The 26,704-nt window shown below is 39.5% G+C and carries 24 protein-coding genes; 8 read left to right on the top strand and 16 right to left on the bottom strand.

Annotated elements, in window-relative coordinates; translation table 11 throughout:
• Positions 1–13 precede the first annotated feature (13 nt).
• Both AC1TPB_RS06540 and AC1TPB_RS06535 read right to left on the bottom strand, forming a co-directional pair.
• Positions 14–1,831, bottom strand: coding sequence for a hypothetical protein (locus tag AC1TPB_RS06540; RefSeq protein WP_482075754.1), 1,818 nt, complete (start codon positions 1,829–1,831; stop codon positions 14–16).
• Complete coding sequence (locus AC1TPB_RS06535) at positions 1,828–3,498, bottom strand: DNA repair helicase XPB (RefSeq protein WP_482075753.1); 1,671 nt, start codon at positions 3,496–3,498, stop codon at positions 1,828–1,830. The genes AC1TPB_RS06540 and AC1TPB_RS06535 overlap by 4 nt, the downstream gene beginning before the upstream one ends.
• Before the next feature lie 179 nt (positions 3,499–3,677).
• On the opposite strand from AC1TPB_RS06535, the gene AC1TPB_RS06530 reads away from it, so the two are divergent.
• Entirely contained in the window at positions 3,678–4,508 is an 831-nt protein-coding gene (locus AC1TPB_RS06530; protein ID WP_482075752.1) for a thermonuclease family protein, read from the top strand.
• Positions 4,509–4,531: 23 nt separating this feature from the next.
• Here the strand turns inward: AC1TPB_RS06530 and AC1TPB_RS06525 are convergent, their stop codons facing one another.
• Positions 4,532–5,710, bottom strand: coding sequence for an amidohydrolase (locus AC1TPB_RS06525; RefSeq protein ID WP_482075751.1), 1,179 nt, complete (start codon positions 5,708–5,710; stop codon positions 4,532–4,534).
• A gap of 326 nt (positions 5,711–6,036) precedes the next feature.
• Between AC1TPB_RS06525 and AC1TPB_RS06520 the strand changes: the two genes are divergently transcribed.
• Positions 6,037–6,381 (top strand): YugN family protein, encoded by a 345-nt coding sequence (locus AC1TPB_RS06520; protein ID WP_482075750.1) that lies wholly within the window; start codon positions 6,037–6,039, stop codon positions 6,379–6,381.
• Between the two features lie 16 nt (positions 6,382–6,397).
• Complete coding sequence (ftsW, locus tag AC1TPB_RS06515; protein ID WP_482075749.1) at positions 6,398–7,600, top strand: putative lipid II flippase FtsW; 1,203 nt, start codon at positions 6,398–6,400, stop codon at positions 7,598–7,600.
• Positions 7,601–7,627: 27 nt separating this feature from the next.
• Here the strand turns inward: ftsW and AC1TPB_RS06510 are convergent, their stop codons facing one another.
• The 6 genes from AC1TPB_RS06510 to AC1TPB_RS06485 form a co-directional block, all read right to left on the bottom strand.
• The gene (locus tag AC1TPB_RS06510; RefSeq protein ID WP_482061183.1) at positions 7,628–8,008 is read right to left on the bottom strand and encodes an Asp23/Gls24 family envelope stress response protein; all 381 of its coding nucleotides are present in this window, start codon (positions 8,006–8,008) and stop codon (positions 7,628–7,630) included.
• 100 nt (positions 8,009–8,108) lie between these two features.
• Positions 8,109–8,405 carry an Fpa/YlaN family protein gene (locus AC1TPB_RS06505; RefSeq protein WP_482061184.1) on the bottom strand — a complete coding sequence of 99 codons (297 nt, stop codon included), beginning with the start codon at positions 8,403–8,405 and terminating at the stop codon, positions 8,109–8,111.
• 137 nt (positions 8,406–8,542) lie between these two features.
• Entirely contained in the window at positions 8,543–8,785 is a 243-nt protein-coding gene (locus tag AC1TPB_RS06500; RefSeq protein ID WP_482061185.1) for an HPr family phosphocarrier protein, read from the bottom strand.
• Positions 8,786–8,885: 100 nt separating this feature from the next.
• On the bottom strand, positions 8,886–10,010 hold the full coding sequence (locus AC1TPB_RS06495) for an aminopeptidase (protein WP_482075748.1): 1,125 nt from the start codon (positions 10,008–10,010) through the stop codon (positions 8,886–8,888).
• Between the two features lie 226 nt (positions 10,011–10,236).
• On the bottom strand, positions 10,237–10,953 hold the full coding sequence (locus tag AC1TPB_RS06490; protein ID WP_482075747.1) for a hypothetical protein: 717 nt from the start codon (positions 10,951–10,953) through the stop codon (positions 10,237–10,239).
• Positions 10,954–11,110: 157 nt separating this feature from the next.
• On the bottom strand, positions 11,111–13,033 hold the full coding sequence (locus tag AC1TPB_RS06485) for a sensor domain-containing diguanylate cyclase (RefSeq protein WP_482075746.1): 1,923 nt from the start codon (positions 13,031–13,033) through the stop codon (positions 11,111–11,113).
• A gap of 351 nt (positions 13,034–13,384) precedes the next feature.
• Between AC1TPB_RS06485 and rpsD the strand changes: the two genes are divergently transcribed.
• A complete protein-coding gene (gene rpsD / locus AC1TPB_RS06480; RefSeq protein ID WP_482075745.1) occupies positions 13,385–13,984 on the top strand; it encodes a 30S ribosomal protein S4 in 600 nt (199 codons plus the stop codon).
• 352 nt (positions 13,985–14,336) lie between these two features.
• On the opposite strand, the gene AC1TPB_RS06475 is transcribed toward rpsD, so the two are convergent.
• Genes AC1TPB_RS06475 through AC1TPB_RS06465 form a run of 3 tightly spaced genes read right to left on the bottom strand, consistent with a single transcriptional unit; the run spans position 14,337 to position 15,411 of the window.
• Positions 14,337–14,906: a manganese catalase family protein gene (locus tag AC1TPB_RS06475; RefSeq protein WP_482075744.1), complete on the bottom strand. Its 570-nt coding sequence runs from the start codon at positions 14,904–14,906 to the stop codon at positions 14,337–14,339.
• Between the two features lie 23 nt (positions 14,907–14,929).
• Positions 14,930–15,193 carry a spore coat protein CotJB gene (locus AC1TPB_RS06470; protein ID WP_482061191.1) on the bottom strand — a complete coding sequence of 88 codons (264 nt, stop codon included), beginning with the start codon at positions 15,191–15,193 and terminating at the stop codon, positions 14,930–14,932.
• Positions 15,190–15,411 (bottom strand): spore coat associated protein CotJA, encoded by a 222-nt coding sequence (locus AC1TPB_RS06465; protein WP_482061192.1) that lies wholly within the window; start codon positions 15,409–15,411, stop codon positions 15,190–15,192. The genes AC1TPB_RS06470 and AC1TPB_RS06465 overlap by 4 nt, the downstream gene beginning before the upstream one ends.
• A gap of 243 nt (positions 15,412–15,654) precedes the next feature.
• On the opposite strand from AC1TPB_RS06465, the gene AC1TPB_RS06460 reads away from it, so the two are divergent.
• Positions 15,655–16,320 (top strand): hypothetical protein, encoded by a 666-nt coding sequence (locus AC1TPB_RS06460; protein ID WP_482075743.1) that lies wholly within the window; start codon positions 15,655–15,657, stop codon positions 16,318–16,320.
• A 176-nt stretch (positions 16,321–16,496) separates the two neighbouring features.
• Here AC1TPB_RS06460 and AC1TPB_RS06455 read toward each other — a convergent pair whose 3' ends face one another.
• Positions 16,497–18,029, bottom strand: a complete 1,533-nt coding sequence (locus tag AC1TPB_RS06455) for a flotillin family protein (RefSeq protein WP_482075742.1) — start codon at positions 18,027–18,029, stop codon at positions 16,497–16,499.
• A gap of 130 nt (positions 18,030–18,159) precedes the next feature.
• A complete protein-coding gene (locus tag AC1TPB_RS06450) occupies positions 18,160–18,687 on the bottom strand; it encodes an NfeD family membrane protein (RefSeq protein ID WP_482075741.1) in 528 nt (175 codons plus the stop codon).
• Between the two features lie 240 nt (positions 18,688–18,927).
• On the opposite strand from AC1TPB_RS06450, the gene AC1TPB_RS06445 reads away from it, so the two are divergent.
• Positions 18,928–22,014 (top strand): transglycosylase domain-containing protein, encoded by a 3,087-nt coding sequence (locus AC1TPB_RS06445; protein ID WP_482075740.1) that lies wholly within the window; start codon positions 18,928–18,930, stop codon positions 22,012–22,014.
• A gap of 74 nt (positions 22,015–22,088) precedes the next feature.
• On the opposite strand, the gene acsA is transcribed toward AC1TPB_RS06445, so the two are convergent.
• Positions 22,089–23,813, bottom strand: coding sequence for an acetate--CoA ligase (acsA, locus tag AC1TPB_RS06440; RefSeq protein WP_482075739.1), 1,725 nt, complete (start codon positions 23,811–23,813; stop codon positions 22,089–22,091).
• Positions 23,814–23,991: 178 nt separating this feature from the next.
• On the opposite strand from acsA, the gene AC1TPB_RS06435 reads away from it, so the two are divergent.
• Both AC1TPB_RS06435 and AC1TPB_RS06430 read left to right on the top strand, forming a co-directional pair.
• A complete protein-coding gene (locus tag AC1TPB_RS06435; RefSeq protein WP_482075738.1) occupies positions 23,992–24,630 on the top strand; it encodes a GNAT family N-acetyltransferase in 639 nt (212 codons plus the stop codon).
• A gap of 39 nt (positions 24,631–24,669) precedes the next feature.
• Positions 24,670–25,851 (top strand): acetoin utilization protein AcuC, encoded by a 1,182-nt coding sequence (locus tag AC1TPB_RS06430; RefSeq protein ID WP_482075737.1) that lies wholly within the window; start codon positions 24,670–24,672, stop codon positions 25,849–25,851.
• 148 nt (positions 25,852–25,999) lie between these two features.
• On the opposite strand, the gene AC1TPB_RS06425 is transcribed toward AC1TPB_RS06430, so the two are convergent.
• A complete protein-coding gene (locus AC1TPB_RS06425) occupies positions 26,000–26,704 on the bottom strand; it encodes a 5'-methylthioadenosine/adenosylhomocysteine nucleosidase (RefSeq protein WP_482075736.1) in 705 nt (234 codons plus the stop codon).

Genomic DNA, 26,704 nt, shown 5'->3' with positions numbered 1-26,704 from the left:
CCAATAGAAATCATCAAACAGTAGCGATATGCAATTTAATTCCTTGCCAGTCATTAAGCTGTACCCATTGGATTTCATCCGTTTGTTGGCGGTCAAACACACCTTCGACTAGCCATTTATTACCGGCTTCAACTATTCTTTGCGGATGAAAACATAACGAATGGTCTGCTTTTTTAATGTACAAAGATAATTGATGATCTATTGCACATTGTACAATTTGTTTGCTAGTCGAATCATGATATTGACGACATTCTGTCAGCCAACTTGTCGTAATGGGGCTGTATTGCGAGGCAGCTTGCAATTCATATAACTCCTCATGCTCTAGCACTGGTTCAGCGAATAACGGATTAGTTGCTGCCAACCATTTTCCCCATTGTTCGATCGGGCGCAGCAGATGCAAAGCTGTTTGGCACTCCACTTTCATCGGTAGTAAAGAAGAGCTTTGCTGCTTTTCTACATAAGCACTTGCTATTCCTTTAGCTGTTGGCCCTTTGTGGCGATCGTCTTCAATTAATTGACTGGAAATTCTAGCTTGCTGCCTTGACTCCTCATAGGTCATTTGTGCAGCCTCTAGCAGATGTTGAACAATTTGCGGTACATCATGGTCACAGCTTTGCTGGAGCCATTGCTTGATTTGATTCAATGTATAACCATTTTTCATCGCATGTACTAATCCGCGAACCGTTAATTTGTAGATGATAGTCTCTTGTTCACTTAACCGCTCAGCAATTTGTTCAAGTAACCATAGCTGGCGATAGGAAGCTCCAGGCAAGACAATAATTTCACCGTTATCTTGAATAGCCAGTTGCGATTGACTGTGCAGAGCGAAAACTTGTCGTTGTACAACGATATGCTTTCCACAGTCCATATTTTTCCCAGATAGACTTGTCAGCCATCCACAAGCTCGCCACATCGACAACCACATCTGTAACGGCTTCGATGGCTCAATTCCTTCATACCAGACACCCACATCACATGTTATCAGCTCGCTAACGATTCCAGTGAAAGATTCATAATAGGGTAGAACGCCGAAAAACTCACACATCCATTGCATATGCAATACTTCTCGTTGCCATTCATGCAATAGAAGCCAGTCATTAATATGCTCCATATTCAATTTCAAACCATAATCTGTTTCTTCAATTAATTTTAGCGCATGCGCTAACTCCAACAAAAAGTTCAGACTAGCGCCATAAGATTCCTTGAAAAGTTGAGGGAATTGTTCTTGAAAAAACTCATTATTTATCGAGGCACAGAGTGATATTAACTTATCTCTTGTTAGCTTCGCCAGCTCGCCTTTCTTCGTATACCTTAGATCCAAATTACTCATCTCAAGTAGTACATACATCAACGTTTTTCCAAGTGCTATGTTATTGCCTTGATCAATCACATAATGAGCAATATTCATATGTTGAGCTTGTTGCCAGTATTGTCGTTCTCGCTTCATAACGAGCCGCCAATTGTGGAAAATCGGGTACGGCATTTGCCATATCTGTCCTCTCCATGGGTGTTTAATACATTGTATTACTCCAAGCCCCGCTAAGTTTAGCAATGAGCATAATGCTTGCTGTCCTGATATATGCAACTGTGCTTTCATCGCTTTAATGAGCTGCTCTTGCTCGGTAATGGCGCTTCCCTCGCCTTGCAATAACCATTGAAGCACGAGTTCATCATACTCTTTCAACTGTTCGTGCACAGCCTGAATGATCTTAGGCTCAACAATAGCATGCTCCCAAATCCATTCCTCACTGCACGACTTAAGTAGCTTATGGCTCATATATTTTCGCTGAACACCAAACCTTAGCCTTTCTCGCCAAGTGTGCATATTCATTCACTTAACACCTCATGCTGTGATATACATTGATACTGATAGCCTTGCTCAAGCATAAACATCCCTCTCTTTAATGCGAACTCCGTTTCCTTCGTTTCTTCCGTCACTAATGTATAGAACCATGCTTCATTCAACGTTTGCTTTGGTCGCAATAGACGTCCGATTCGCTGCGCTTCCTCTTGTCTTGAGCCAAAGCTTCCAGAAACCTGGATAGCGACGCATGCGTCGGGCAAGTCGACAGCTAGATTAGCAATTCGCGATACGATAAGTATTGGGTATTCTCCACTCCGAAATTTCGCATACATCTCCTCCCGCTCCGCTTGCCTTGTACTACCGCTCAGCTTAGGAATATTAAGTTGCGTGGAAATTTCATCCAATTGAGAAATATATTGACCAATAATTAATGTAGGCTTACCCCTATGCAGTTGCAGTAACGACTTTACTATCGTTAGCTTATTGCGATTGACTGCTGCTATTCTAAGCCGGGTTCGAGGTTGTGCATCACGATATAGCTCACGAAGTTCTTCGGCTAGTGAAACTCTAATTTCCGTACAATGTACTTTCGCGATGTAGGACTGTTCTTCAGCTTTCTTCCATTGCATATCGAAAAGCTTCGGGCCTACTAATGAAAATACGTCATGAGCACAACCATCCTCACGTATTAGTGTAGCAGTCAGACCGAGTCTTCTCGTCGCTTGTATCGTCGCAGTCATACGGAATATCGGAGCAGGTAATAATTGCACCTCATCGTAAATAATGAGCCCCCAGTCGCGCTCAGAAAATAATTTCATATGTAAATATTGATCTGATGATCGTTGTCGATGAGTAAGGATCGTATAGGTCGCTATCGTTATTTCAGATACATCTCTTTGCTTTCCACCATATATCCCAATTCGGTTAGCCTCAATCGTTGTCTTCTCCATTAATTCTTGTCGCCATTGATTAGCTGAAGTGACACTTGATGTAACAATAAGCGTCGCAGCTTGCAAACTAGCCATAATGCCAATTCCCGTTATCGTTTTCCCCGTTCCACATGGAAGTACAATGACACCACTTCCACCTAATTTATCACGATGAAATGCAGCGATCGCTTTACGTTGATAATCTCGCAAATGAAAGGTGTGTCCACTCGGCGTTTTTTCTCGCAATTGGAGTGAAACAGTCTCACCATCATGATAGCCAACCAGATCCGTCACTGCATAGCCCACGCGAGCTAGCTCCTGCTTAACAAATCCACGACTCTCCCGCTTTAATACCCACTCTGTATCGCTTAACTTAGCTACAATCCAATCTGTCATGTAGCTATGTTGCTGAATTTCATTCATTATTTCCCTATCACCTTGCAGTATCAGCTGCTGATCGATAACTTGTAGTTGTAATCTACCAAAGCGATTCATCCATAGTTGCAGTTTCTGCTGTGCCGTAATAGGAATATTCCCTTTTACATACAAATGAAGAATATCAACAATCCGTTCGCTCTTCATTCCTAAAGTCAGTGCGTTCCATAGTGTAATCGCAGTCACTTCATAAACTTCATATTGTCCCATTACTTTGATAAGCTCGGTAAACGGCTGTATTTGTTGCTGTGCTTCAACTGCATAAAGTGAACGACGATCTAGTAAGATCGAAAGGTCACTTTGTACAATGATTGTCTCTCTAGTATGCAAATCAAACCCTCCTCGTAGCTAGCTGTATAGCTACAGTATGAAAGATTGTGACGCTTTTTATGCTATATGACCTATTCATTTATTAGAAACATATATTAATTGCTATTAATTATGTTATAATAGATAAAATTATTGTTAAATTATTTACGATTTTCTACATTTCGGAGGATATTCTTTATATGAGAAATTTGAAACACATTGGGCTTTGCCTAGTCCTTTTACTATTGGCAGCATGCTCTACACTTCCGACTTCGACTTCAAATGTAATAAAAGAGAATACTTGGTATCCAATCGGCAAAATTCTAAACAATGACTCCTTTGAGATTATAGTAGGCGATCATATTGAGCAGGTAACGTTTCTTTCTCTTGATGTTACCGATATTAATGATGAATTATTCGGTTCGGATACCCATCAATATATTTCTGATCAACTACTCGCTTCCGAAAAAGTGATGTTAAGCTTCGATACAGAAATGCGCAAAGAGAATGGACAGCTCCAAGCTATTGTCCATTTACAAGATGAAACGAATTTGAATGAAAAATTATTGAAACTGGGTTATGCTAAATTACTCATTATCGAACCAAACATTAAGATGGAAAATATTTACAAGAAAATTGAGCAGCAAGCTAAAGGTAATCACATCGGAGTCTGGAGTAATGCGAAGGAAACGAGTAATGAAGATGTTTCCATTAAAGAAACACGTTATACTGGTATCTCATTAACAATAAATAAACAGGAACAAACAGCAAAGATTACTAATAATACATTAACAGAAATTGATTTAAGCCATTGGAAGCTTTTAAGTGTGACAGGTAATCAAACTTACATTTTTGAAGATGTTATCTTAGAACCGGGAAATCGAATTACGATCTATGCCAAAGAAACCGCAGCATCGAAAGATCTCTTCTCGTATTATTGGGGAAGTGAAAATGTGTGGGATCTTAGCCAAGAAGAAAGTGCAGAATTATATAATACGAAAAATGAGCTGATTGCAGAATGGGAAGAATAAACTTCCCGCTACAATCAGCTTTTTTACTGTGCATATTGTTCAGCGACATGAACTAGCATCCTTATCGCATTTTTCATCGCACGTTCATCAATATCAAACTTTGGATGATGATGTGCATAAGTAGCTTGGCAATCTGCATTACCTGCACCTACGAACATAAAGCAACCAGGTACTTCTTGCAAATAATATGAGAAATCTTCAGCAATCATGATCGGCTGGGCAACGATAACATTATCTGCACCAATAACGTCGCTAGCAACGGACAACACACGACTGGCTTCCGTTTCATCATTAATAACAGATGGATACCCTTTTTTGAGATTATAGAAGCTTGTTGCTCCATACATTTGACATGTCGTCGTCAATACATTTTCTAATTTCTCTCGAATTAATACTCTCGTCTGCTCGTCAAATGTTCGGATGGTTCCTTTAATGACACAGCGCTCTGCAATAATATTATTGGCATGACCCGCTTGGAAAGAACCGACCGTTACAACGGCAGGATTCATCGGATTGACATTACGGCTAACAATCGTTTGTAATGATTGAATAAATTGCGATCCGACAACAATTGTATCTATGGTGTCATGCGGCATACCACCATGACCTCCAAGCCCTTGAATCTCGATGTGGAAATCATCGACTGCACTCATGAAATTACCTGCCCGAGTAGATACTTTACCATACGGTAGCGGAGTCCACAGATGCACTCCGTATACAACATCTACACCCTGCAATGCACCTTCGGCAATCATTGGTGCTGCTCCGCCTGGCGCAACCTCTTCAGCGGGCTGGAATAGTAATCTTCGTTCACCCTTTAATTCTTCTTTATGATTGGTGTAAAATTCAGCAATAGCTAATAAAGTTGCCGTATGACCATCATGACCGCATGCATGCATGACATTGGCGACTTTTGAAGCGTAAGGCACTGATTTCTCATCTTGAATAGGTAGACCATCCATATCAGCACGGAGAGCGATTACAGGACCGTTGTGAGCGCCGACAATCGATACAATTAGTCCATTGTTTTGCGAACATCTCTCTACTTGACAACCTATCTCTTCAAGCTGTTGTTGAATCCATCTGGAAGTTTTCGACTCTTGAAATGAAAGCTCTGGATTTTCATGAAGATAACGACGCCAGTACACTAATTTTTCATATATATATTCAATATGTGGCTCCAAATGTGTAATTATGTTCATGGTGTACCTCCTGAATTTACTGCGTGTAACTGTCAAATATCTTATCATACAGTGTAACAGAAAACAGCAATTTAGGATAACCGTTTCAGTAGGCTACGTCCAGTGAAACTTGAGTTATTATAAATAATCCAGTGTAGAAGTCGGCATCTGTTGCTTTTTGTCTATCAGTAATACTTGCACTAGAACTAGAAACATACTATCATTATGGAAGATAACAACAGTGCTTTATAATGAAGTAAACTATTCAACACCAATCTAACTTTGCTGTTTCTCTATTATGGGAAGTTGCATCGAAATATTTTGAAAAATTTGTAGGAGGAAATTATATGATTATCGAAAACTCCGGTCTTATTGGACTAACTAGCGAACTAGGGTATTTAGATGAAGCTGCTGAGAAAATTGGATTTGTACGCTGGCAGTGGGAATATACTCGTGCTACATACGATTTGAAAATTTCTGACAAAGAAACTGCAGCAGATTACTACGTGCGCGTAAACACCCGTGCAATCGAAGGAAAATTAGAAAATCCGCATGCTATACTTAATATTGAGGCTGTATATATCGGACGAGGTACATTCCCACATGGTCTTGATTATGAGTCTCCGATTCCGAAAAACGTGCTTACTCTTGCCGATAAAGGTCTTAGTCAATTGAAAGCATCACTAAGCTAATAATGAGGTAATTATTATGAAAGCTCCGCAAAAAAACAGCAAGGGTAGACCAGATTTTCTACTTCTTATTATGACCTTAATTCTAGTCGGATTTGGACTAGTTATGGTGTTTAGCGCGAGCTCAGGGATTGCTGTCGTCGCTCCCAAATATGACAACGATGCACTCTATTTCACTAAACGCCAGCTTATTTTTGCTTGCATAGGAATATTCATAATGTTTTTCTTAATGAATATTCCATTTCGAAAAATCGGGAAGCTACAAATTTTGTTCTTCATACCCGTAATTATAATGCTTGCTATTGTTCCACTTATAAGCGAAGAAGTAAATGGCGCAAAAAGCTGGTTATATTTGGGTGGTTTTGGAATACAGCCAACGGAATTTTCCAAACTCGCACTTATTCTCTATCTTGGTACGCTTATTGCAAAAAAGGGCGAAAAGTTCCGTTCTTTCAAGCGTGGATTAGTGCCCGTACTTGTTATAATTGCATTGGTCTCTTTTCTTATTATGATGCAACCCGACTTAGGCGGGGTTATTATTATTGTTAGCTGTGCTGCTATGATGATTTGGGCAGGTGGTGCGAACTTAAAACAACTTTTCTTTACTGCAGTTAGTGGAGTTGCTGTTCTAACGCCTATTGTTCTAATCTCGTATGCGATCAATCCTACACGCTGGCAATATCGGATTGCACGCTTCACCTCTTACAAAGATCCGCTTGCATATGCACAAGGTGATTCATTTCAGCTTATCTCTTCCCTTCAAGCTTTAGGGCATGGTGGAATTGCAGGGGCTGGATTCGGTGAAAGCGTACAAAAACTCCATTACTTGAAGTTTGCCTATAACGACTTCATTTTTTCTATTATTGCAGAGGAATTAGGTTTTATAGGTGCTGCTCTATTTATTCTATTCTATCTTGTATTTATTTGGAGAGGATTAATTGTAGCCGTTCGCTGCCCTAATACATTCGGAATGGTTACTGGCGTTGGCATCGTATCATTACTTGCTTTCCAAGCATTTATTCATATCGGTGGAGTAACTGGGGCAATTCCACTTACTGGGGTTACATTACCATTTATTAGCTATGGTGGTTCTTCCTTGCTCGTCACTTTAATGTGTATGGGCATATTACTCAGTATTTCAAGAGAGTACTATAGAGTGCTCCAAAAAACTACGATTACTTCTACAACAACGAAAAAAACGACTGCTCCGTCCTTTGATTAAAGGGCAGGCAGTCGTTTTTTTTATCTATTATTTCAAACGCATAATGACTTCTTCTTGTTCTTCCTCTTTGAAGGCTACACCTTCAACTTTGACATTCACTTCAACTACTTGAAGTCCTGTCATATTAGAAACCGCTTCTCGAACATTCAGCTGCAGTTGACGACTTACCTCTTGAATAGGAATGCCATAATGAACAATAATACGCAAATCAATGGCTGCTTCTAGCTGCCCTACTTCTACACTTACGCCCTTTTGGACATTTTTACCACTAAGACGCTTCGCAAGGCCTTCAGAGATCCCACCAGACATCGCTGCGATTCCAGGAGTCTCCAGCGCCGCAAGTCCCGCTATTGTAGCTACTACATCATCAGAAATACGAATTACACCAGTTTGAAGTTCTTCGGTCATGTCATTCACTCCTCAATATGCCATATATGTACATTGTAAAGGATAAACTTCTCTTTATCAAGGCAATTCATTTGAAAAAAAGATATAAAAAAGACAATCTCTACAGAGATTGTCCCTTCTGATCTAATGCCTCATATAATACCGCCAAATTGCGTTCAAGTCGGCTTAATATGTTTTTACCATCCATATTATTAACTAAGCCAATACGAACTGCAAAGTCAACTTCACGAGAGAAGCCATACATTTGAGTGTCAAGCACTTCTTCATATAATGGACACTGACGGGTAGTAAGATTCGCCATCTGAACTTCTATTAGCTTTTCTATTTTAGCTGCATCTTCTTGCAGAAGACGTAGTGCTCGTTCATTTAAAAATTCAGTATTCTCTAGTGCAGACATTGAATCCCTCCTTCACTGCTTATCGAACAACTTATACTCTCTTTATATTAGTCGAAAATCAATTATAGTACAAGGATAAAGTCATTATATATATAAAAAAGCACCTCTTCATCTGAAGAAGTGCTTTTCCCGTTTTATTACTCTGAAATAATTTTTACATTCAAGCTATGTTTTGCAAACACTTCTGCCATAGCTGCTTTTGCTTCAGTTGCATCAGGACCATGAACATGTAGTTCATATGCGTGACCACCAACTAAAGTTGTAAATAGACCTAAAATGCTTTTAACATCGATATATTTGCTATCTGCTTGTAGTACGATTGAAGATGTGAATTTACCTGCTGCTTGAGAAATTTCAACAATTGCTGCGTTATTAGACATGGGAGATCCCTCCATATTATTAATAAGGTTTTTCAGTTATAATCATACCTTGAAAAACAATTTCCTTCAAGTAGTTTCCATAACAAATCAAATAAACTTATTAAGAAATTAATTGTTTCGCATTTAATGCCAGTAAATCATCTACAACGAATTGTCCATCTTTCCTGATCAACTCTCCATTAAAGTAGATCTCTCCACCACCGTATTCTGGTCGCTGGATCAATACAAGATCCCAATGTATAGAACTATTATTATTCCCATTATTACATTCTTCATAACATTGTCCAGGTGTGAAATGTAAGCTTCCCGCAATCTTCTCATCGAACAAAATATCATTCATTGGATTCAAAATATACGGATTAAATCCGATTGCAAATTCTCCGATATAACGCGCATCCTCATCTGAATCAAGTATTTCATTCAGCTTAACGGTCTGATCACCCGCTTCTGCTTCAACGATTTTCCCATTTTCAAAAGTTAGTTTAATATTTTGGAATGTCGTCCCTGAGTATACGGTCGGCGTATTATAATGAATTGTCCCTTGCACTGAATCTCTAACTGGTGCGGAGAACACCTCTCCATCAGGTATATTTCGATGTCCGGAACACTTTTTCGCGCCAATATCTTTGATAGAAAATGTAAGATCAGTACCTGGTGATACGATCCTTACTTGATCAGCAGTTTTCATACGCTCGAATAACGGCTCCATCGCTTGTTCCATTTTCGCATAATCAAGATTACATACATTGAAATAGAAATCTTCGAACGCTTCTGTACTCATTTGCGCCAATTGTGCCATCGAGGCGTTTGGATACCTTAATATAACCCATTTCGTTTTCTTAACTCGCTGTTCCATATGTACCTTTGTTCGATGAATTTGTTCATACCATTGCATCTTTTCAGCGGGTACATCTTGAAGTTCATTGACATTATTCCCTGCACGAATGCCAATATATCCATCCATTTTTTTCATACGAGCTAGATCAAGCTCTGCCCATAGTGTTATTTGTTCTTCCGATGCATGCTGCAGAAGCGTACGCAAAATAGATCTATCACTTAGTTCAACAAATGGACGCCCCCCACAAGCTGCAACCTCTTCAATTAAACATTTCACAAACTCAGTCTCTTCACCAATCATTTCAATCAAAATATTTTCGCCTTGCTGCACATTAATCGAATATTGCACCAAGTTTTGTGCTAGACGTTTCAGTCTTGGATCACGCATAGAAAAAACCTCCTAAAACTTTTTATTAACTACTAATAACTTTACATTGACTACTTGAGTAACTTCTTGTGAAGAATGAAAAGTTACTTCGGAAGCATCTGCTTACACTTCTTGCAAATAAAAAGTAACTTCGTAAGCATATATGAACTTTTCAGCTACTACAATATAACTAATTTCAACTATTACTTTATCATTTTAGCAGTTTTTCGCAGTAATGGTGTTAATGTTATTCGACATATGCTCCATTCAAATCAAATTTTATTATCGTTTTGCGATATTCATTGAGTACTGATCCATTTTTTTTGTATTGCAAATCAACATACTCCTCCATCTTTACTGGCTTTGCTTTCAACTTATCAATCGTTATCGCGTACTTCATACTTACGTTCAGCTCCTTCAGCATTTCATCAAGCGTAGCCTCAGCAGCACGAGCCTCCGCTTGCACAAGCTTCACACTAGCGCTACCCTCTTCTGCTGCCCCAATGGCTCGCAGGGTGACATTAGATAGCTCCTGTCGCAATTGTTCTCGCAAACGGGCTGTAGCTGCCGCTTCATCTGCTACGACATGAAGTACAACGATACTTTGTTGTTCATCCTGGACCAAACCTTCATATACAATTTCAACATCGTTGTAGTTCGATGCAATGAAATCGAAGTCATTAATCGGATTACGAACAAGACTATTACTTTGCTCCACATATAGTGCAATTTGTTTGTGTCCTTGTATTTCTCCTTCAAATGCGTACGGCGTTAACGCAACCCCATCTGTAAAACCCATCGCAACTGATCCATCAAAATGGAAATTGTCTTCTGCGGTAATTCCCCCATGTACAAGCTTAAGCCACTCATCACCAGATCTATTACTAGAGAGCATGCTACATCCTTGTAATATTGCTGCACATAGTATTATCGTTGCACTCATACGCCAATTGAACCCGCTCATCTACTTCTCATCCTCTCTTCTAAGCTACTTTATTAGAGTAACTCTTTCCCTCCAATCTTATTCGAGAGTAAAAACCAAAAAGCGGCTGAATGTGAACTGCATATTGCAGTTCACATTCAGCCACTCCATAAACTCAACGTAATTAAGATGATCATTGCTATCCAATATTAATCCGGTTTCTACCGTTCTTCTTCGACTCATACAATGCCATATCCGCACGATAAAATAGTGATTCAACACTGATCTTATCTTGACCTGCTTCCCACTCTGAAATCCCGCATGATACAGTAACTTTCGGATCCGTTTCATTTTCTACTCTCATTCTTATACGCTCGGCAATTTGAATCGCGCGCGAGGCATGAACATTAGGCAAATAGATTGCTAACTCTTCCCCACCCCATCTTGCCGCGATATCGCCATTTCGAATAGATGAACGAATAATGGCACTTACTTGAATAAGAATACGATCCCCGACTTGGTGACCATGCGTATCATTAACATTTTTGAAAAAATCTATATCTACAAGTATCAATGAGCCTTGTGTGTCTGAACGTTGTCGACGCTGAATTTGTTCATTCAAATAATGACGTGCATGTAAATTTGTTAAATTGTCAGTAATGATCATTTTACGCATTTCCGCATGTAATGACGCATTCGTTACAGCTAAACCAATATGAGAGCTCATAACTTGAAGTAATTTGTAGTTATCATAAGAGAAATGATTAGCCCCTTGATGCGTAACAAGAATAACTCCCTCAACTTCACCTTCGACAAAAATCGGTGCTGCAATCAAAGAGCGAGAACTTGTATCATCCATCAATTCTGAGGATGCAGGCTGCATATTCCAATAATCCGAAATGATTAAAGCTTCTCTTGTACGATGCACAATACCTGTGAATCCATAATCAACAGAATAGGTCTTTCCTACTAATACTTCATGGTTACTTGCTTTCACCTTGAACACATCGCTCTTACGGTCAAGTTGTAATACACAGCAGTAATCCGCTTCAAATATTTTCATCAACTCTGATGTTGCAAATTGGAATATTTCTTTGGAACGTAATGATTGATTCAAACGCTTTGTCATATCATTAATGATCTTCAATTCATTAATAAGCAAATTAGATTGCTCATATAACTTTGCATTCTCAAATGCTGAACCAGCGGTATCTGCAATTAACATAAATGCTGGCAAATCAGATTCATCCCAATGAAAATCTTTGATTTCAATACAAAGCACACCATATGCAGCCTGCTTACCATTCATTGGAATCGCTAATTTGATATATCCATCTTGCTCTCGGTCGATGCAACATCTGCCTTCCAAAAATGCTTCCGTCACAATATCATTCGCAGAGTTGCGAAATTCAAGTGGACGAATACGAGCATCACCTTCTAAGTAATCTTGCGAAAGATACAAATAAATTTCGGAATCTTGATAAAGATCCTCAAGACTAGACAGCACCTCACGAACGACGCTTTCAGCACTTATCTGGTCATACAGTCGCTTCGAAATTAGAAATAATCGCTCACGATGACTAGCTTCTTTGTCGATTAATGTTTTCTGTATCATAATTTCTTTCACAAATACACTTTCAAAAACACGATAAAAATGCGTTCGAAAATGCTTCATATATGCTTCAAGTGAAATATCGGTAATCGCTTGCTCCACTTTCGTTGCATATACAAATGCTGCAAAAGCAACAGAATCTCTACGACGTTTAATGAGTATTGCGCTATATTGAATGTTCTCATAGTTGAATTGAATAAATTGACCTTGCTTCAAACACAATTCTGCTGCACGACTCATTTGAGTATCTAATTGCAGCACGCTCACGGGCAACGATAACTCCGAATGATTACCAATATAACGTCCCGTCTTAGTATACACTCTAAACATTCCCGACAGGCATAATTTCATATCCCCAGCATCAGCGTACCAAGAATTATAACTTTCCGTTAATAGTTCTGGAAGATACGGTTCATCTGCATCATGGAAATCTTCATCTGTGAACCAAATGGTTGGTTTATTTAATTCATTAGTTCCGTCCATCATTACATACCCAACCCTTTCCTTCAAATTCCTAAGGAGATGAGCTTTCTCTTCCATATCATACTCTATTCTTGAGGATTTTGCACTAACAACCTTTAACATATTAGGACTTTAGACACTTATAGGTTAAAGTCCATAAAAACATATAATTGTGTTATTTCGTTTCATTTCTTGACTTTTGACATTAAAACTTTATAATATTAATGATGGTATTAAGGGCGTACGGTTTTGTGTCACCCTCAGGATATGTAAGGACTGTCAAGCCTGCGGCTGATGTGCGGGGCAGTGTAAGAATGAATTCTTACTTTATAACCTTCTTATCCGCGAAACACAACCCCATCCTCAATAATTTCATTTGATGAAGGAGTTAATAAACATATGTCACGTTATACTGGTCCTAAATTTAAACTAAGCCGTCGCCTTGGAATTTCTCTAAGCGGTACAGGTAAAGACTTGAAAAGAGCTTTCCCTCCAGGCCAACACGGCCCTAACTCTCGTCGCAAGATCAGTGGTTATGGTCTACAACTTATGGAAAAACAAAAGCTTCGCCATATGTATGGTTTGAGCGAAAAGCAATTCCACAATCTTTATGTTAAAGCTACGAAAATGAAAGGTATCGCTGGTGATAACTTCATCGTGCTTCTTGAAAGCCGCCTAGATAACCTTGTTTACCGTCTAGCTTTTGCTAACACTCGTGCTGGTGCTCGTCAGCTTGTTGCTCACGGTCACATCACAGTAAACGGTAAAAAAGTTGACATCGCATCATATGCAGTTTCTGTTGGTGATGTAATTGGTCTTCGTGAGCGTAGCCGCAGCATGAAGTCAATTAAGGAAGCTATTGAATCTCGTGTACACCTTCCTGGTTACGTTGAGTTCAACGAACAAGCAGTTGAGGGTAAATACACTCGTCTTGCTGAGCGTGCTGAGCTTTCTCAAGAAATCGACTTGCAACAAATCGTTGAGTTCTACAGCCGTTAATAACTTTCCGGCGTAGGAAACAGTGTTAAAAGCCCAAGAGCCCGTAGTATCAAGGCTCTTGGGCTTTTTTCTTTTATTCAAAAACGCAAGATAGTGCATTAAACTACACCCAATTGGGGCTAATCTGGGGCTAATTGGGGACTGCTATAAATTGAGTGGGTAGACGCTTGTGGAGGAATATTATTACTTGTTAAGAACGATTACTGATGGACTCTTTTAATTAGTATTGTCAGATTAATAATGTATGTACGACAATTCATCATACTTTCTGAACAAAGATGACTTCCCCCAACCACAATAAAAATCCACTCTGACATTATATCAGAGTGGATTTTTTCATTATGTTTCTACATTAAAATATCTTTTGTTGATCACGATCTGATTTTACGATTTCAACAGCCTCCCTAAAACGCTGAGAGTGAACGACTTCACGCTCCCTTAAATATTTCAAGCTGTCCTGTAAATCAACATCATCTGTCATATCGATTAACCATTGATAAGTCGCTCTAGCTTTTTCCTCAGCAGCTATATCCTCATATAAATCTGCTATTGGATCACCTTTAGCCTGTATATAAGAAGCTGTCCAAGGCACTCCTGATGCATTTTGGTAGAATAACGCATGGTCATGTGCTGCATAATGGGCACCCAGACCAGCAGCTTTCATCTGATCTGGAGTTGCATCCTTCGTTAATTTGTATATCATCGTAGCTATCATTTCAAGATGAGCAAACTCTTCTGTTCCAATATCGGTAAGCAAACCAATTACTTTGGTAGGTATAGTATATCGTTGATTTAAGTAGCGAAGTGCAGCAGCTAATTCACCATCAGCACCACCATATTGCTCCATTAAATACTTAGCCATCATTGGATCGCATTTGCTGACTCTGACAGGATATTGTAGTTTCTTTTCATACACCCACATTAATATTGTCCCCTTTCAGAAGGTTAAACTTGCCAAGGCCAAGGAGTATTTGCCCATTCCCATGTATCAGGTGAGAGGCTATGCCCAAATTGCATCAGTGGACCGTACCTTGATTCGAATAATGTAACGATATTCTTTCGCTCATTCGCATAATGGTTAAATTGATGGATGGCATCAACATCTTCCGGATGGGTGTCAAGATAAAGGGTTAGTTCTACTAAGACAAAGTCTATCGCTTGCAAATTGTGAAGAATTTGATAATACTGATCATCTATTACAACATTCATACATCAGCCCCCTCCCAACCCTTTGGATCATAGGGGCTAAATAAAGCCGGCCATAATGTTCCATATCTTAGAGCATCGTAGGGATTAAATTGTGGTAAATTAGGCGGTTGAAATCCCATAAATAAATTGGGGGGTGTACTATAGCATTTGACTGTTACAGGGGGACAAGGGTCAAATGGTCCTATAAATGGTTTGAAGCAATTGTACTGAGGATGCACAATAATTACCTCGCTCTCTATACCTTTTTGATACTATATGCAAAGAATGCTTGGCATACATCTTTGTTTCTTAAATATAATAAGTAGGATATAAATTGAAATTAAGGGAAGAAGACTTAAGGCTCTTTAATTTCTTTAGCATCTCATTTAGTTTGCTAGGTATGTTTTTTTATGTTTAATTGGACCATTATATACAAGTGGTTACAAATAACTTCTATAATTAAAAGCTGAGGTGCTGATATAATGAATATTAATTCAAAGAAAGCTAGTCTCTTTATAACATCAACAATTATTATCGCAGCTTTACTAGTAGCCATCATCTACTCTATACCATCCAAACCAAATAACGACTTTCTTAGTATCGAGGAAATTACTGAATTAAGGAATGAATATCCAACCTACAATAATAGTCCAGCTTTAGTTTCATCAAAACCCTTGTCATTTCAAGAGGCGATGGAGGGTATGGACTCCGTTATCATTGCTCAAGTAGAAGAACAACTTCCTAATTATGAAATTACCCTTCTTGTAACAAGTGAAGCAGAGGAAGCTATAAGAAAGAAAAACGGATCTGATCAAAAAGAACAATTTGTACAATATAAGTTATCCGTCGATAAAGTTATTTCAGGCGACGCTGTTGATCGTGAGATTATATTAGCTCATAACACCCGTTTAATTGGCTCAGAACCAGAATTAAAACCAGGTATGAAATTAATTCTTGGCGTGGTTAATGGCGTGGGTAGTCATGAAGGGAAATATTTTTACGCTAAATCGGGTACTTATTATATCGTCAACGACTCATATGTCCTTTCAACATTTGATGACGAAACTTCTAAAATAATGTCTGGCGGAACCTTAGATCAGTTGATCGCAACAATTAAAACATACAGAAAAAATTCGTCTCAAAATTAACAATACTCGGCTTTAAGAAATCGTATAACTAAGCCCCTCCTCACAACGAGATCAACTAGATATGACAAAAGGCATGGGGAACACTTACATTCCATATGCCTTTTGTCAACAATCAAAAAGGACTGCATTTCGATGCAGTCCTTTTTATTGTACTTATTCAGTTATTAGTCAATCGATTATACGTTTGAGTCACTTCCGTTATCTTTATTATCACTGTTAACGACTGTAGCAAGTGCTTGCTCGATAATATCTGGTTGCTTCTTGTCTCCAGAAACAAATTTTTGAATAAGCTCATTCACATTAACACCTGTTACATTTTCAAGCATTTCTGGTGCTGTCGCCATTAACGAAGTAACATAATTACTTAAGCGCGCTGCTCCTTCACCATTTCCTGTATCTACGACCGATAATTTATCGATTGCACTAATTGGTTCCGCGATTTTCCCTGCCAATTCAGGAAGCATTTTCAGTACAATATCTAATACAGCCGCTTCGCCAAATTGCTCGAAAGCTAGCGCTAATTTTTCCTTCGCTTCTGCTTCCGCTAACCCTTTCAGACGGATAACTTCAGCTGTTGCAGTACCTTGAGCGCGCTCAACATCAGCAACTGCAATACCTTCCAATCGCACTTGTTCAGCATTTGCTCTCGCCTCAGCTTCAATCCGGTATTGGATTGCATCTGCTTCTTTCAATTGCTTCACTTTATTCGCTTCCGCAGCCTGCTCAACAGCATAACGATCAGCATCAGCCTTTTTCTTCACTTCAGCATCGTATTGTTTCTCACGTCTAAGTATTTCTTTGCCTTCAAGATCAATCTCACGTTCCTTGCGAACGAGTTCGACACGCATCTGTTCTTCCACTACAGACTGCTTCGCTTTCGCTTCTTGAATCGCATACGCTTGATCCGCTTCCGCTTTCGCTGTATCTTGATCTTTCTTAAAGGAAGCAATTTTCATTTCTTTATCACGTTCTGCTTCTGAAATATTTGTATCCTTCATAAGCTCTGCTTTTTGCGCTGCTTCCGTTGCAAGTGCCTTTTGGATCGTAGCATCACGTGCTGCTTCTGCTTCTGCTATTTCCGCATCACGCTTAACTGCCGCAATTCTTGGCTTACCAAGTGCATCCAAATATCCATGCTTATCGCGTACATCTTTAATTGTAAATGAAACAATTACTAGACCCATTTTTTTCAAATCACGTGCAGCAACACCTTGTACTTCTTGAGCGAATTTATCACGATTACGATAAATCTCTTCAACCGTCATCATCCCAAGAATGGCACGCAAGTGACCTTCCAATACTTCTTGTGCTTCAGCCTTCAAAGCTTCTGTAGGCTTGCCTAGAAACTGTTCCGCAGCCGTCGCAATATCTTCCACAGCGCCGCCAATTTTAATAATAGCTACACCATTGGAGAATACAGGTACGCCTTGTGCGGAATAAACTTCTGGTGTTGCAATATCTAATTTATGAGACAAAAGAGATAAAAATTGTGCCTGTTGAAATATTGGTAAAATAAATGCTCCGCCACCACGAATAATTTTCACCTTACGACCTGATTCATCAACCAATGTATTACGCGTGCCTAGAAATGATCCAGTAATTAACATCGCTTCATCCGGGCTAACCGTTTTGTATCTTGCCCAAAAAGCTATACCAATAATTACAATAATTCCAATTACAATTGCAGGGATTATATACATTTCGTTCATTCAATATTACCTCCTAAACTTTTTGTAGCTACTCGATTGACTTCTACTTGTTAAAAAAGTCATATCGGAAGCATGAGCCAATTTTTATTAACTATTTGGAAATAAAATTACTTGGAAGCATCACATAACATTACAAATGAATTTCTGCCACATACAGAATACCGTCATGGACTTCTACAACGACGACTTGACTGTTGCCTGCAATAGACTGCTTATTATAGCTAGCTGCGATATGACTCGTAATACCTGCGATCGTCTTCACGATCACTTCTCCAAATCCTTCTACTGGAACAGGAGTAGTTACAAGAGCTTCCTTACCTACTAATTCGTTGATTGAATAGCTTGTTGACATTTCAGCTTGTTCCATTGGCTTCACATATACAAAGTATAAGGAAACTATACCAATGATTCCGATGCCTATCGATATTAATACGACCAATACTGTTGCCAAATCCGTGTAATGTGCTAGTAAGATTCCGGCTCCACCAAAAATAGCTAACCCTCCGACTAGAGTGATCGGCTGAATAAATGGTAGGTTGTCAAATTGCATCCATTCCAGCGTAGCATCAACTGCTCCCGCAAGAATATCTCCAAATATAACGACAACAATGGTATACAAAATACCGAATATGAGACATCCCCAATATAAGGTTTCCATTCCCCTCCTCCTTTACTTATACTATCCATCCACTTTATATTACATGATTACAATCAGTAATACATCATTTTCCAATATTGGTTTCATTTTTATTACAAATATGTCTATCCATTCATCGTGAGGATTAACTATTATATTATTAAATACAACATTCGACAGTAGCTTCTGCGCGAAAAATATACTTATCTAACACATTTATGGTATAATATTTCCGTTATGCTAGAGGAGGAATGTGAAAATATGCATGAGGAACAACAATCACAGCCACTTCCTTATGGAAAATGGCGTTGGTTTTTACTTATTAGTTTCTTAACAATTAAATGGATTCTATTATTCGTCATATTTGGCGGTTTATTAGCAGGCGGTGTTGTTGCAGGCTATGTTGCAGCCAATGTGAAGGGTGAAGATATAAGATCACAATCTTATATTCAAAGCAAAGTTGCTGAGTATTCTATGACAGGTTATGTATATTTCAATGATGAAACACTTGTCGGTCAGTTACGGACAGATGAAGATCGCATCGTAATTACATATGATGACATCCCTCAAATCGCAATTGATGCATTAGTAGCGACTGAAGACAGTCATTTCTTTACACATCCAGGAATAGATGCATGGGGCCTTGGTCGTGCCGTCAAAGAAAAACTGTTTAATGAGGACACTCAAACTGGTGGGAGCACACTGACACAGCAGCTTGCCAGGCGGGTATTCCTTAATTTGGATCGTACAGATAGTAGAAAAATCAAAGAAATTTTCCTTTCTCTGCGGATGGAAAGATATTTGGGCAAAAAAGAAATTATTACAGCTTATTTGAATAAAATGCCTTTCGGTAATGGTTCTAACGGTTATCAAGTATTTGGTATTCAAGCAGCTGCTAAAGGGATTTTTGGCATTGAAGATTTGAGCACGCTTAATATTGCTCAAGCTGCTTATCTCGCAGGCTTACCACAATTACCATCAACGTATACTGCCTTTACTGGCTCTGGGCAACATAATGAAAAAGGTATTGCCAATGCCATTAAGCGTCAACACGTAGTATTAAGTCGTATGCTTGAAACCGGGAAAATTGATGAAGTACAATATAAGTCAGCACTTGCATTCGATATTCGAGCTTCGATTGCTGAGCCAACTGAGAAAGCTTACAATACGTATCCATTCCTTATGTTAGAGGCTGAGCGTGAAGCTGCAAAAGTATTACTATTACAAAAGAATAAAGAGCTAACAGCTGCAGATTTGAATTTACCCGAAAATGCTAATTTAATTGAAGATGCCCGTGAAGAACTACTTCGTGGTGGCTATCATGTTCATACGACGATCAACAAAGAAATATACGATATTATGCGAGAGATTGGTAGCAACCCTGACAACTTTACTGCTGATAGTACAGAAAAAGGTGTAGAGCAGGCTGGTGCAATTCTAATCGATCATACAACAGGTGCTATATTAGGAATGATTGAAGGTCGTGACTTCTATCAAGAACAGCTTAATCACGCCACTCAAATGATTCGTCAACCTGGTTCTATAATGAAAACAATAGCAGCCTACTTACCTGCTATTGATAAAGGATTAATTCAACCAGCAAGTATTATTGATGATGCACCGTTAATTTTGAAAGATGGTCAAAAGGGATTCCATATTCCAATGAACGCTAATCGTAGATTTGCTGGACTAGTCACTGCACGAACTGCACTTAATCGATCATTGAATATTCCAGCACTAAAAATTTATAATGAAGTGTTGACTATACCTGTTGCACTTGATTTCGTTAAAGAATTAGGTATTACTACGATTTCCGAAAGTGATTACTCCGCAAAAACTGGTGTAATTGGCGGTCTGCTTAACGGAACAACAGTAGAAGAACTTACGAATGCGTATGGCGCTATTCCTAATAAAGGGGTATTCCATGATGCGTTCATGATCGCCAAAATTACAGATGCAGATGGAAAAATTGTCTATGAGCATCAGGATACACCGAAGCGTGTCGTTTCCGAGCAAAGTGCGTATTTGATGACTGATATGCTAAGAACGGTTATTGCTGACGGTTCAGGAACCGCACATGCACTTACCAGCCAATTGAAAGGTTATCGCGATATTCAATTCGGTGGTAAAACGGGATCCACACAAAGCTATGGTGATGTTTGGTTTGTTGGTTTCTCACCAGACGTTACATTAGGAGTATGGGCTGGGTACGAGAAGCCCGCTCATACATTAACGACAGCAGGTCGTACAAGGGCTCGTTCACTTTGGGCACTTATTATGAATCAATTAACAGAGCAGCAACCACAATTATTCGAAAACAAAAAATTTGTTCAACCTGATAATCTTGTAAAAGCGACGGTATCTTCAACGAGCGGTTTGCTCCCATCTGCGCTTAACAAGCAAGGAGGACTTGTCGTTACGGATTGGTTCAACAAACCGTTCATTCCGAAAAAGGTTGACGATACATTAGTCAATATGAAGGTTGTTGAATATAACGGTATTAACTATGTTCCCAATAAATTGACACCAGAAGATATGTTAGCAGAAAAGCTTGTTATCGTTCGTAAAATGCCTTTAGATCAACTTATGCTCGATCTAAAAGCAGCTCAAGCGAAACTAGCCGCTAGCAGTCGTCGTGATCTATCCGTATACGTTCCTGCTGATGCTGGGCGAGACGCTCCATCAGTTACAGACCCTCGTGAAGATGATGGCTCTCTACCTGATGCTCCGCCGAATGTTCGCTTGAACAACGGCGTATTGACGTTCACGAACAGTAAAGCAGCTGATATCGTAGGATATCGTGTATTCCGTTCCGTTAACAACGGAGAATTCGAGAAATACGGCGACTCTATCATTTACAGCAAAGATAGCTATTCTATGACAGTGGGTGCCAATGCTACGGACTTCACGAGCTATTATGTCGTATCTGTCGATGTTGTCGGAAAGCTATCCAGCCCGAGCTTAACCGTAACGTCAGGCAACTGGAATCCATCACCTGAAATTGATCAAGAAACGGATTTTCCAACTGATCCAACGAACCCAGATAATAACGGCGGGAATGGAGACGGTTCTACAACGATTGCACTTCCAGCCGCTCCCTCTGGATTGAGTGCTGAATACTCAGGTCTCAATCTCATTATTAGTTGGGCTCCAAATCCGTTATCTGAACAAGTATCGCTTTATCATCTGTATTATAGCGCTGCTAACGATGGGAATTATCAATTACTTAGTTCCTCCAATGGAACTAGTATTGAACATAGCGGTGTTCAACCTGGTGGCGCATATGTCGTCACAGCTGAAAATCAAACCGGTGAGTCTTCTCAATCGATTAAGCTAGTCGTACAATAATATGTAACCAACGAAAAAGGACATCGCTCAGTCTAAAATGACTGAACGATGTCCCTTTTCTTTCTGTCAGGTGATTAGTCTTCTATCGTAGACAAATCACCTGTAGGTAGATTAAGCTCCCATGCTTTCAGCACACGGCGCATAATTTTACCACTTCTCGTCTTCGGTAATTTATCCTTAAATTCAATTTCACGTGGTGCAGCATGAGCTGACAATCCAACTTTAACGAATTGCGAAATTTCTGCTTTTAACTCCTCTGATGCTGTATAACCTTCTCGCAAAGCAATAAATGCTTTAATAATTTCTCCGCGAATCGGATCAGGCTTACCGATGACTCCGGCTTCTAGTACAGCTGGATGCTCAATAAGCTTAGATTCAACTTCAAATGGACCTACACGCTCACCAGCCGTGTTAATCACATCATCAACACGCCCTTGGAACCAGAAGTAGCCATCCTCATCGCGATATGCAGAGTCACCTGACACATACCATCCTTCAATTCGGAAATACTCCTCATACTTCGCATCGTTATTCCACACTTTGCGCATCATCGACGGCCATGGTGTACCAATCGCTAAATTCCCCATGCGATAAGGTGGTAGCTCATTACCGTAATCATCCAAAATGGTCGCATCCACACCTGGGATCGGCTTACCCATTGAGCCTGGTTTAATATCCATACTAGGATAATTACAAATTAATTGTGCTCCTGTTTCTGTCATCCACCATGTATCATGAATTCGATGCTCATAAACTTTCATACCCCAACGGACAACCTCTGGATTCAGTGGTTCTCCTACACTAAGAACATGACGCAAGCTGCTTAGATCGAATCGATTAACGATTTCATCGCCAGCACCCATCAGCATCCGGAATGCAGTAGGAGCACTGTACCATACCGTTACTTTATATTTCTCAATAATGCTGTACCAATCACTTGGACTAAAACGTCCACCTCGAATCACATTTGTGACACCGCTGAGCCAAGGAGCAAAAATACCGTATGCAGTACCCGTCACCCAGCCTGGATCAGCAGTACACCAATATATATCGTCCTCTTTCAAATCTAGTACAATTTGACCTGTGTAAAGATGTTGAACCATTACATTATGTACATGATAAATACCTTTCGGTCTACCTGTCGAGCCCGATGTATAGTGAAGAATTAGACCATCTTCTCTATCAACCCATTCTATATTTTGTTCATCACTAGCTTCAGACATTAATCTTTCATAGGATAAAATACCGTCGCCTTCCACCACATCATTACCAAATACAATAATATGCTTCAAAGCAGGTAGTTCATCACGCTTTATACGAGATAATAACGCAGGTGTCGTCACGATGGCAACTGCTTCACTATCCGCTAAACGATCTTTCACTGCCGTTTCCATAAATGCTTCAAATAACGGACCAACAATAGCTCCGACCTTAATAATGCCAAGTGCACTCATATATAATTCTGGTGTGCGTGGCATAAATATAAATACTCGCTCACCCTTATGAATACCAAGTTTTCGCAGTGCATTTGCAAATTGATTACTTCCCTTGCTTAATTGTGCATAGGTATAGCTCTCTTCCCGCTGTTGATCACTATAAATTAACGCAACTTTATCTCCCTTACCATTCTCCACATGACGATCCATTACTTCATATGCCATATTAACTTTACCTGTAGTTGACCAACTTAGCTGTTGTTCAATTTGTTCCCATGAAAAATTCTCACGTGCTTGTTCATAGCTTTGTAAGTTTCCATTAGTTACCGTTGCAGCAATACGCTCTTGATGTAATTCGTTCATTGGATCACTCTCCTAATTTCAAACATATAAAATATAGGTATGCGCTTTCATGGAAATTATTATATCATAACTATATTACTTTGCACTACCTAATTCCATTCTAGCAATAATTAGTATATAGTTATATTATATACAATTATTCATTAATAATATTATTTCATATAAAAGGAGATTTGCAATGGAGCATCGAAAGCGTTTTCAATCGATTGAGAAATATATCCCTTCCTTGCAGAAAAACATTATAATCTCCGGTCCTATTGATCCTGAGCAACTACGTAATATGACTATGGATACAACGCTTGATGCATTCAGACGTCCATTAGAGCAATATGAAGCATTAGTTGAAATCGCTTCCTTGCCTGAAGGTAGAATTATTGCCGCTTCAATCGATCAGCATATTATCGGCTATGTAACGTTTCATTATCCAGACGAATACGAACGCTGGTCTAAAGGTAAAATGATTGATCTTGTGGAGCTCGGAGCTATTGAAGTCGCTGATAACTATCGCGGACTCGGCTTAGGAAAAGATCTCGTTCAGCTTTCTTTCGCCGAGCAGCAGCTAGACAATATGATCGTCTATACGACTGAATATTATTGGCACTGGGATCTAGAAGGTAGTGGATTAAATGTATGGGATTATCGTAAAATGATGGAAAAATTAATGCAGACGGTCGATATGATCTGGTACGCAACTGATGATGAAGAAATCTGTGCTCATCCAGCAAATTGCTTAATGGTCAAAATCGGATCAGAAGTACCTCTTTCCTCGATTGAAAGATTTGATCGTGTTCGTTTCCGCAGTCGCTTCATGTATTAAGTAAACTGATTAGCATACAGAAAGGAATGGATTGTATTTATGTTGAAGTCAAAACCTGTCTTCATTCATTCAACATTAGCGAATGCCTATCAATTTCAAAGCGATCATCCCTTCCATCCGATTCGCTATCAGTTAACTATAAGCTTGTTAGAGCATATTGGAGCGCTTCAGCCTCATCAAATACAAGAACCTGCGATAATTGATGTAGAACATCTACTGTCACTTGCTCATAGTAAAGATTATATCGAAGTCATTAAAGCGCTGAGTAGCAGCGAGCCAGATCATGTAGTAATTGATATAGCTGAACAATATGGATTGCATGGGGACGATACACCTTATTTCCAAGGGATGCATGAAGCCGCCTGTTCTATTGTAGCAGGCACTGTAAGCGCCTTAGAAGCCGTTATGTCAGGTGAAACAGATCATGCCTACCATTTGGCTGGGGGATTGCATCACGCCTTCGAAAATCGCGCAGCAGGCTTTTGCATTTATAATGATGCGGTTATTGCGATCAAACATATTCAGCAGCAACATCAAGTTAAAATTCTCTATATCGATACGGATGTACACCACGGTGACGGAGTACAATTCAGTTTTTATGCCGATCCCAATGTATGCACCTATTCGATTCATGAGACGGGAAAATTTCTATTTCCAGGTACTGGGTACCACTATGAAAAGGGTCTAGATCATGGCTACGGCGCTTGCTTCAATATGCCTCTCGATCCTTATACAGAAGATGACTCCTGGCTCGAATGTTTTCAACTTACGCTAACAAAGGTGATTGAACATTATAAACCCGATCTTATCGTCAGCCAGCATGGCTGTGATGCTCATACATATGATCCACTTTCACATCTTCATTGTTCAATGCGTATTTATGAACAAATCCCTACGATTATCCATCAGTTTGCCCATCAACATTGTCAAGGTAAATGGGTAGCGATCGGAGGCGGTGGCTATGATTTATGGCGTGTTGTTCCGCGAGCATGGTCGCATGTATGGTTAGCGATGAATGATCATGAATTAGTAGAACAATTCAAGAAGCAAGAGCTTCTCCCGCTCCCTGAAGCATGGAGAAGTTATTGGAGTAGCTATGCTACCGATGAACTACCATTATATTGGCAGGATGAGCCTCATATCATGTCAGCTATGCCAAGGCGAGCAGAAATAACACAACGCAATCGAATGGTAGCTGACATATTGATTCAAGATATTTAAATCCGACTCATTCTTCGCTCGAAGTGCATATTTCGGTGTTATAGACACCAAATTTATGGACTATTCATTCGGATCAAGTCGAGCTCATCATAAAAAGCGCTCCAGAGCCATATTCGGCTTTGGAGCGCTTTTTATGTACTACTTTAGACTATGACTGTAAATTTGAAACCATATAATCAATGATTGCATATGAATTATTGGCTGCTTCTACAACGAAGTCCGTATAAGTCACATCGGCAGAACCATCCGCTTTATCCGACATAGAACGAATAATAATGAACGGAATGTTATTCGCATAACAAACTTGTGCTACAGATGAACCTTCCATCTCCGCGCATGCCCCGTCAAATTGTTCATGTAATTCTTGCACTTTATCAAAACTAGCGATAAACTGATCGCCAGAAACAATTCTACCTACCACAGTACGGTTTTGGAACAATGCTTCACTAGCTTGAACAGCGAGCTTAATTAATGCTTCATCAGCAACAAACTCAGACACTTCCTGGAACGGAATAACACCTTTAGCATAGCCAAGTGGCGAGACGTCTATATCATGCTGCAATGCGCTGCTAGAGATAACGATATCTCCTACATTTAATCTAGGATCAAGAGCTCCTGCCACACCTGTGAACCATACGCAATCTACATCCATCGACAATAACACCTGTGTACAAATGGCAGCATTTACTTTACCTACGCCAGATTTGCAATAAATCACCGCTTGTCCATGCAATGTACCTTCATAATAAGTTATGCCGGCAATTGTCGATTGCTGAACATTTTTCACATTTTGATGAAGCAATTCAATTTCTTCAACCATCGCTCCAATAATGCCAATCTTGTTGTATGCCAT

The organism is Paenibacillus sp. Y951 (assembly GCF_056786395.1).
The sequence above is the reverse complement of the archived record's forward strand: the minus strand, read 5'-3'. Positions and strand labels throughout refer to the sequence as shown.

Excerpts from the sequence above, each read along its gene's own strand:
- AC1TPB_RS06540 (WP_482075754.1), bottom strand. The coding sequence starts at position 1,831 with ATGAATATGCACACTTGGCGAGAAAGGCTAAGGTTTGGTGTTCAGCGA.
- AC1TPB_RS06530 (WP_482075752.1), top strand. The coding sequence starts at position 3,678 with ATGAGAAATTTGAAACACATTGGGCTTTGCCTAGTCCTTTTACTATTG.
- AC1TPB_RS06525 (WP_482075751.1), bottom strand. The coding sequence starts at position 5,710 with ATGAACATAATTACACATTTGGAGCCACATATTGAATATATATATGAA.
- AC1TPB_RS06520 (WP_482075750.1), top strand. The coding sequence starts at position 6,037 with ATGATTATCGAAAACTCCGGTCTTATTGGACTAACTAGCGAACTAGGG.
- ftsW (WP_482075749.1), top strand. The coding sequence starts at position 6,398 with ATGAAAGCTCCGCAAAAAAACAGCAAGGGTAGACCAGATTTTCTACTT.
- AC1TPB_RS06510 (WP_482061183.1), bottom strand. The coding sequence starts at position 8,008 with ATGACCGAAGAACTTCAAACTGGTGTAATTCGTATTTCTGATGATGTA.
- AC1TPB_RS06505 (WP_482061184.1), bottom strand. The coding sequence starts at position 8,405 with ATGTCTGCACTAGAGAATACTGAATTTTTAAATGAACGAGCACTACGT.
- AC1TPB_RS06500 (WP_482061185.1), bottom strand. The coding sequence starts at position 8,785 with ATGTCTAATAACGCAGCAATTGTTGAAATTTCTCAAGCAGCAGGTAAA.
- AC1TPB_RS06495 (WP_482075748.1), bottom strand. The coding sequence starts at position 10,010 with ATGCGTGATCCAAGACTGAAACGTCTAGCACAAAACTTGGTGCAATAT.
- AC1TPB_RS06490 (WP_482075747.1), bottom strand. The coding sequence starts at position 10,953 with ATGAGCGGGTTCAATTGGCGTATGAGTGCAACGATAATACTATGTGCA.
- rpsD (WP_482075745.1), top strand. The coding sequence starts at position 13,385 with ATGTCACGTTATACTGGTCCTAAATTTAAACTAAGCCGTCGCCTTGGA.
- AC1TPB_RS06475 (WP_482075744.1), bottom strand. The coding sequence starts at position 14,906 with ATGTGGGTGTATGAAAAGAAACTACAATATCCTGTCAGAGTCAGCAAA.
- AC1TPB_RS06470 (WP_482061191.1), bottom strand. The coding sequence starts at position 15,193 with ATGAATGTTGTAATAGATGATCAGTATTATCAAATTCTTCACAATTTG.
- AC1TPB_RS06460 (WP_482075743.1), top strand. The coding sequence starts at position 15,655 with ATGAATATTAATTCAAAGAAAGCTAGTCTCTTTATAACATCAACAATT.
- AC1TPB_RS06455 (WP_482075742.1), bottom strand. The coding sequence starts at position 18,029 with ATGAACGAAATGTATATAATCCCTGCAATTGTAATTGGAATTATTGTA.
- AC1TPB_RS06450 (WP_482075741.1), bottom strand. The coding sequence starts at position 18,687 with ATGGAAACCTTATATTGGGGATGTCTCATATTCGGTATTTTGTATACC.
- AC1TPB_RS06445 (WP_482075740.1), top strand. The coding sequence starts at position 18,928 with ATGCATGAGGAACAACAATCACAGCCACTTCCTTATGGAAAATGGCGT.
- acsA (WP_482075739.1), bottom strand. The coding sequence starts at position 23,813 with ATGAACGAATTACATCAAGAGCGTATTGCTGCAACGGTAACTAATGGA.
- AC1TPB_RS06435 (WP_482075738.1), top strand. The coding sequence starts at position 23,992 with ATGGAGCATCGAAAGCGTTTTCAATCGATTGAGAAATATATCCCTTCC.
- AC1TPB_RS06430 (WP_482075737.1), top strand. The coding sequence starts at position 24,670 with ATGTTGAAGTCAAAACCTGTCTTCATTCATTCAACATTAGCGAATGCC.
- AC1TPB_RS06425 (WP_482075736.1), bottom strand. The coding sequence starts at position 26,704 with ATGGCATACAACAAGATTGGCATTATTGGAGCGATGGTTGAAGAAATT.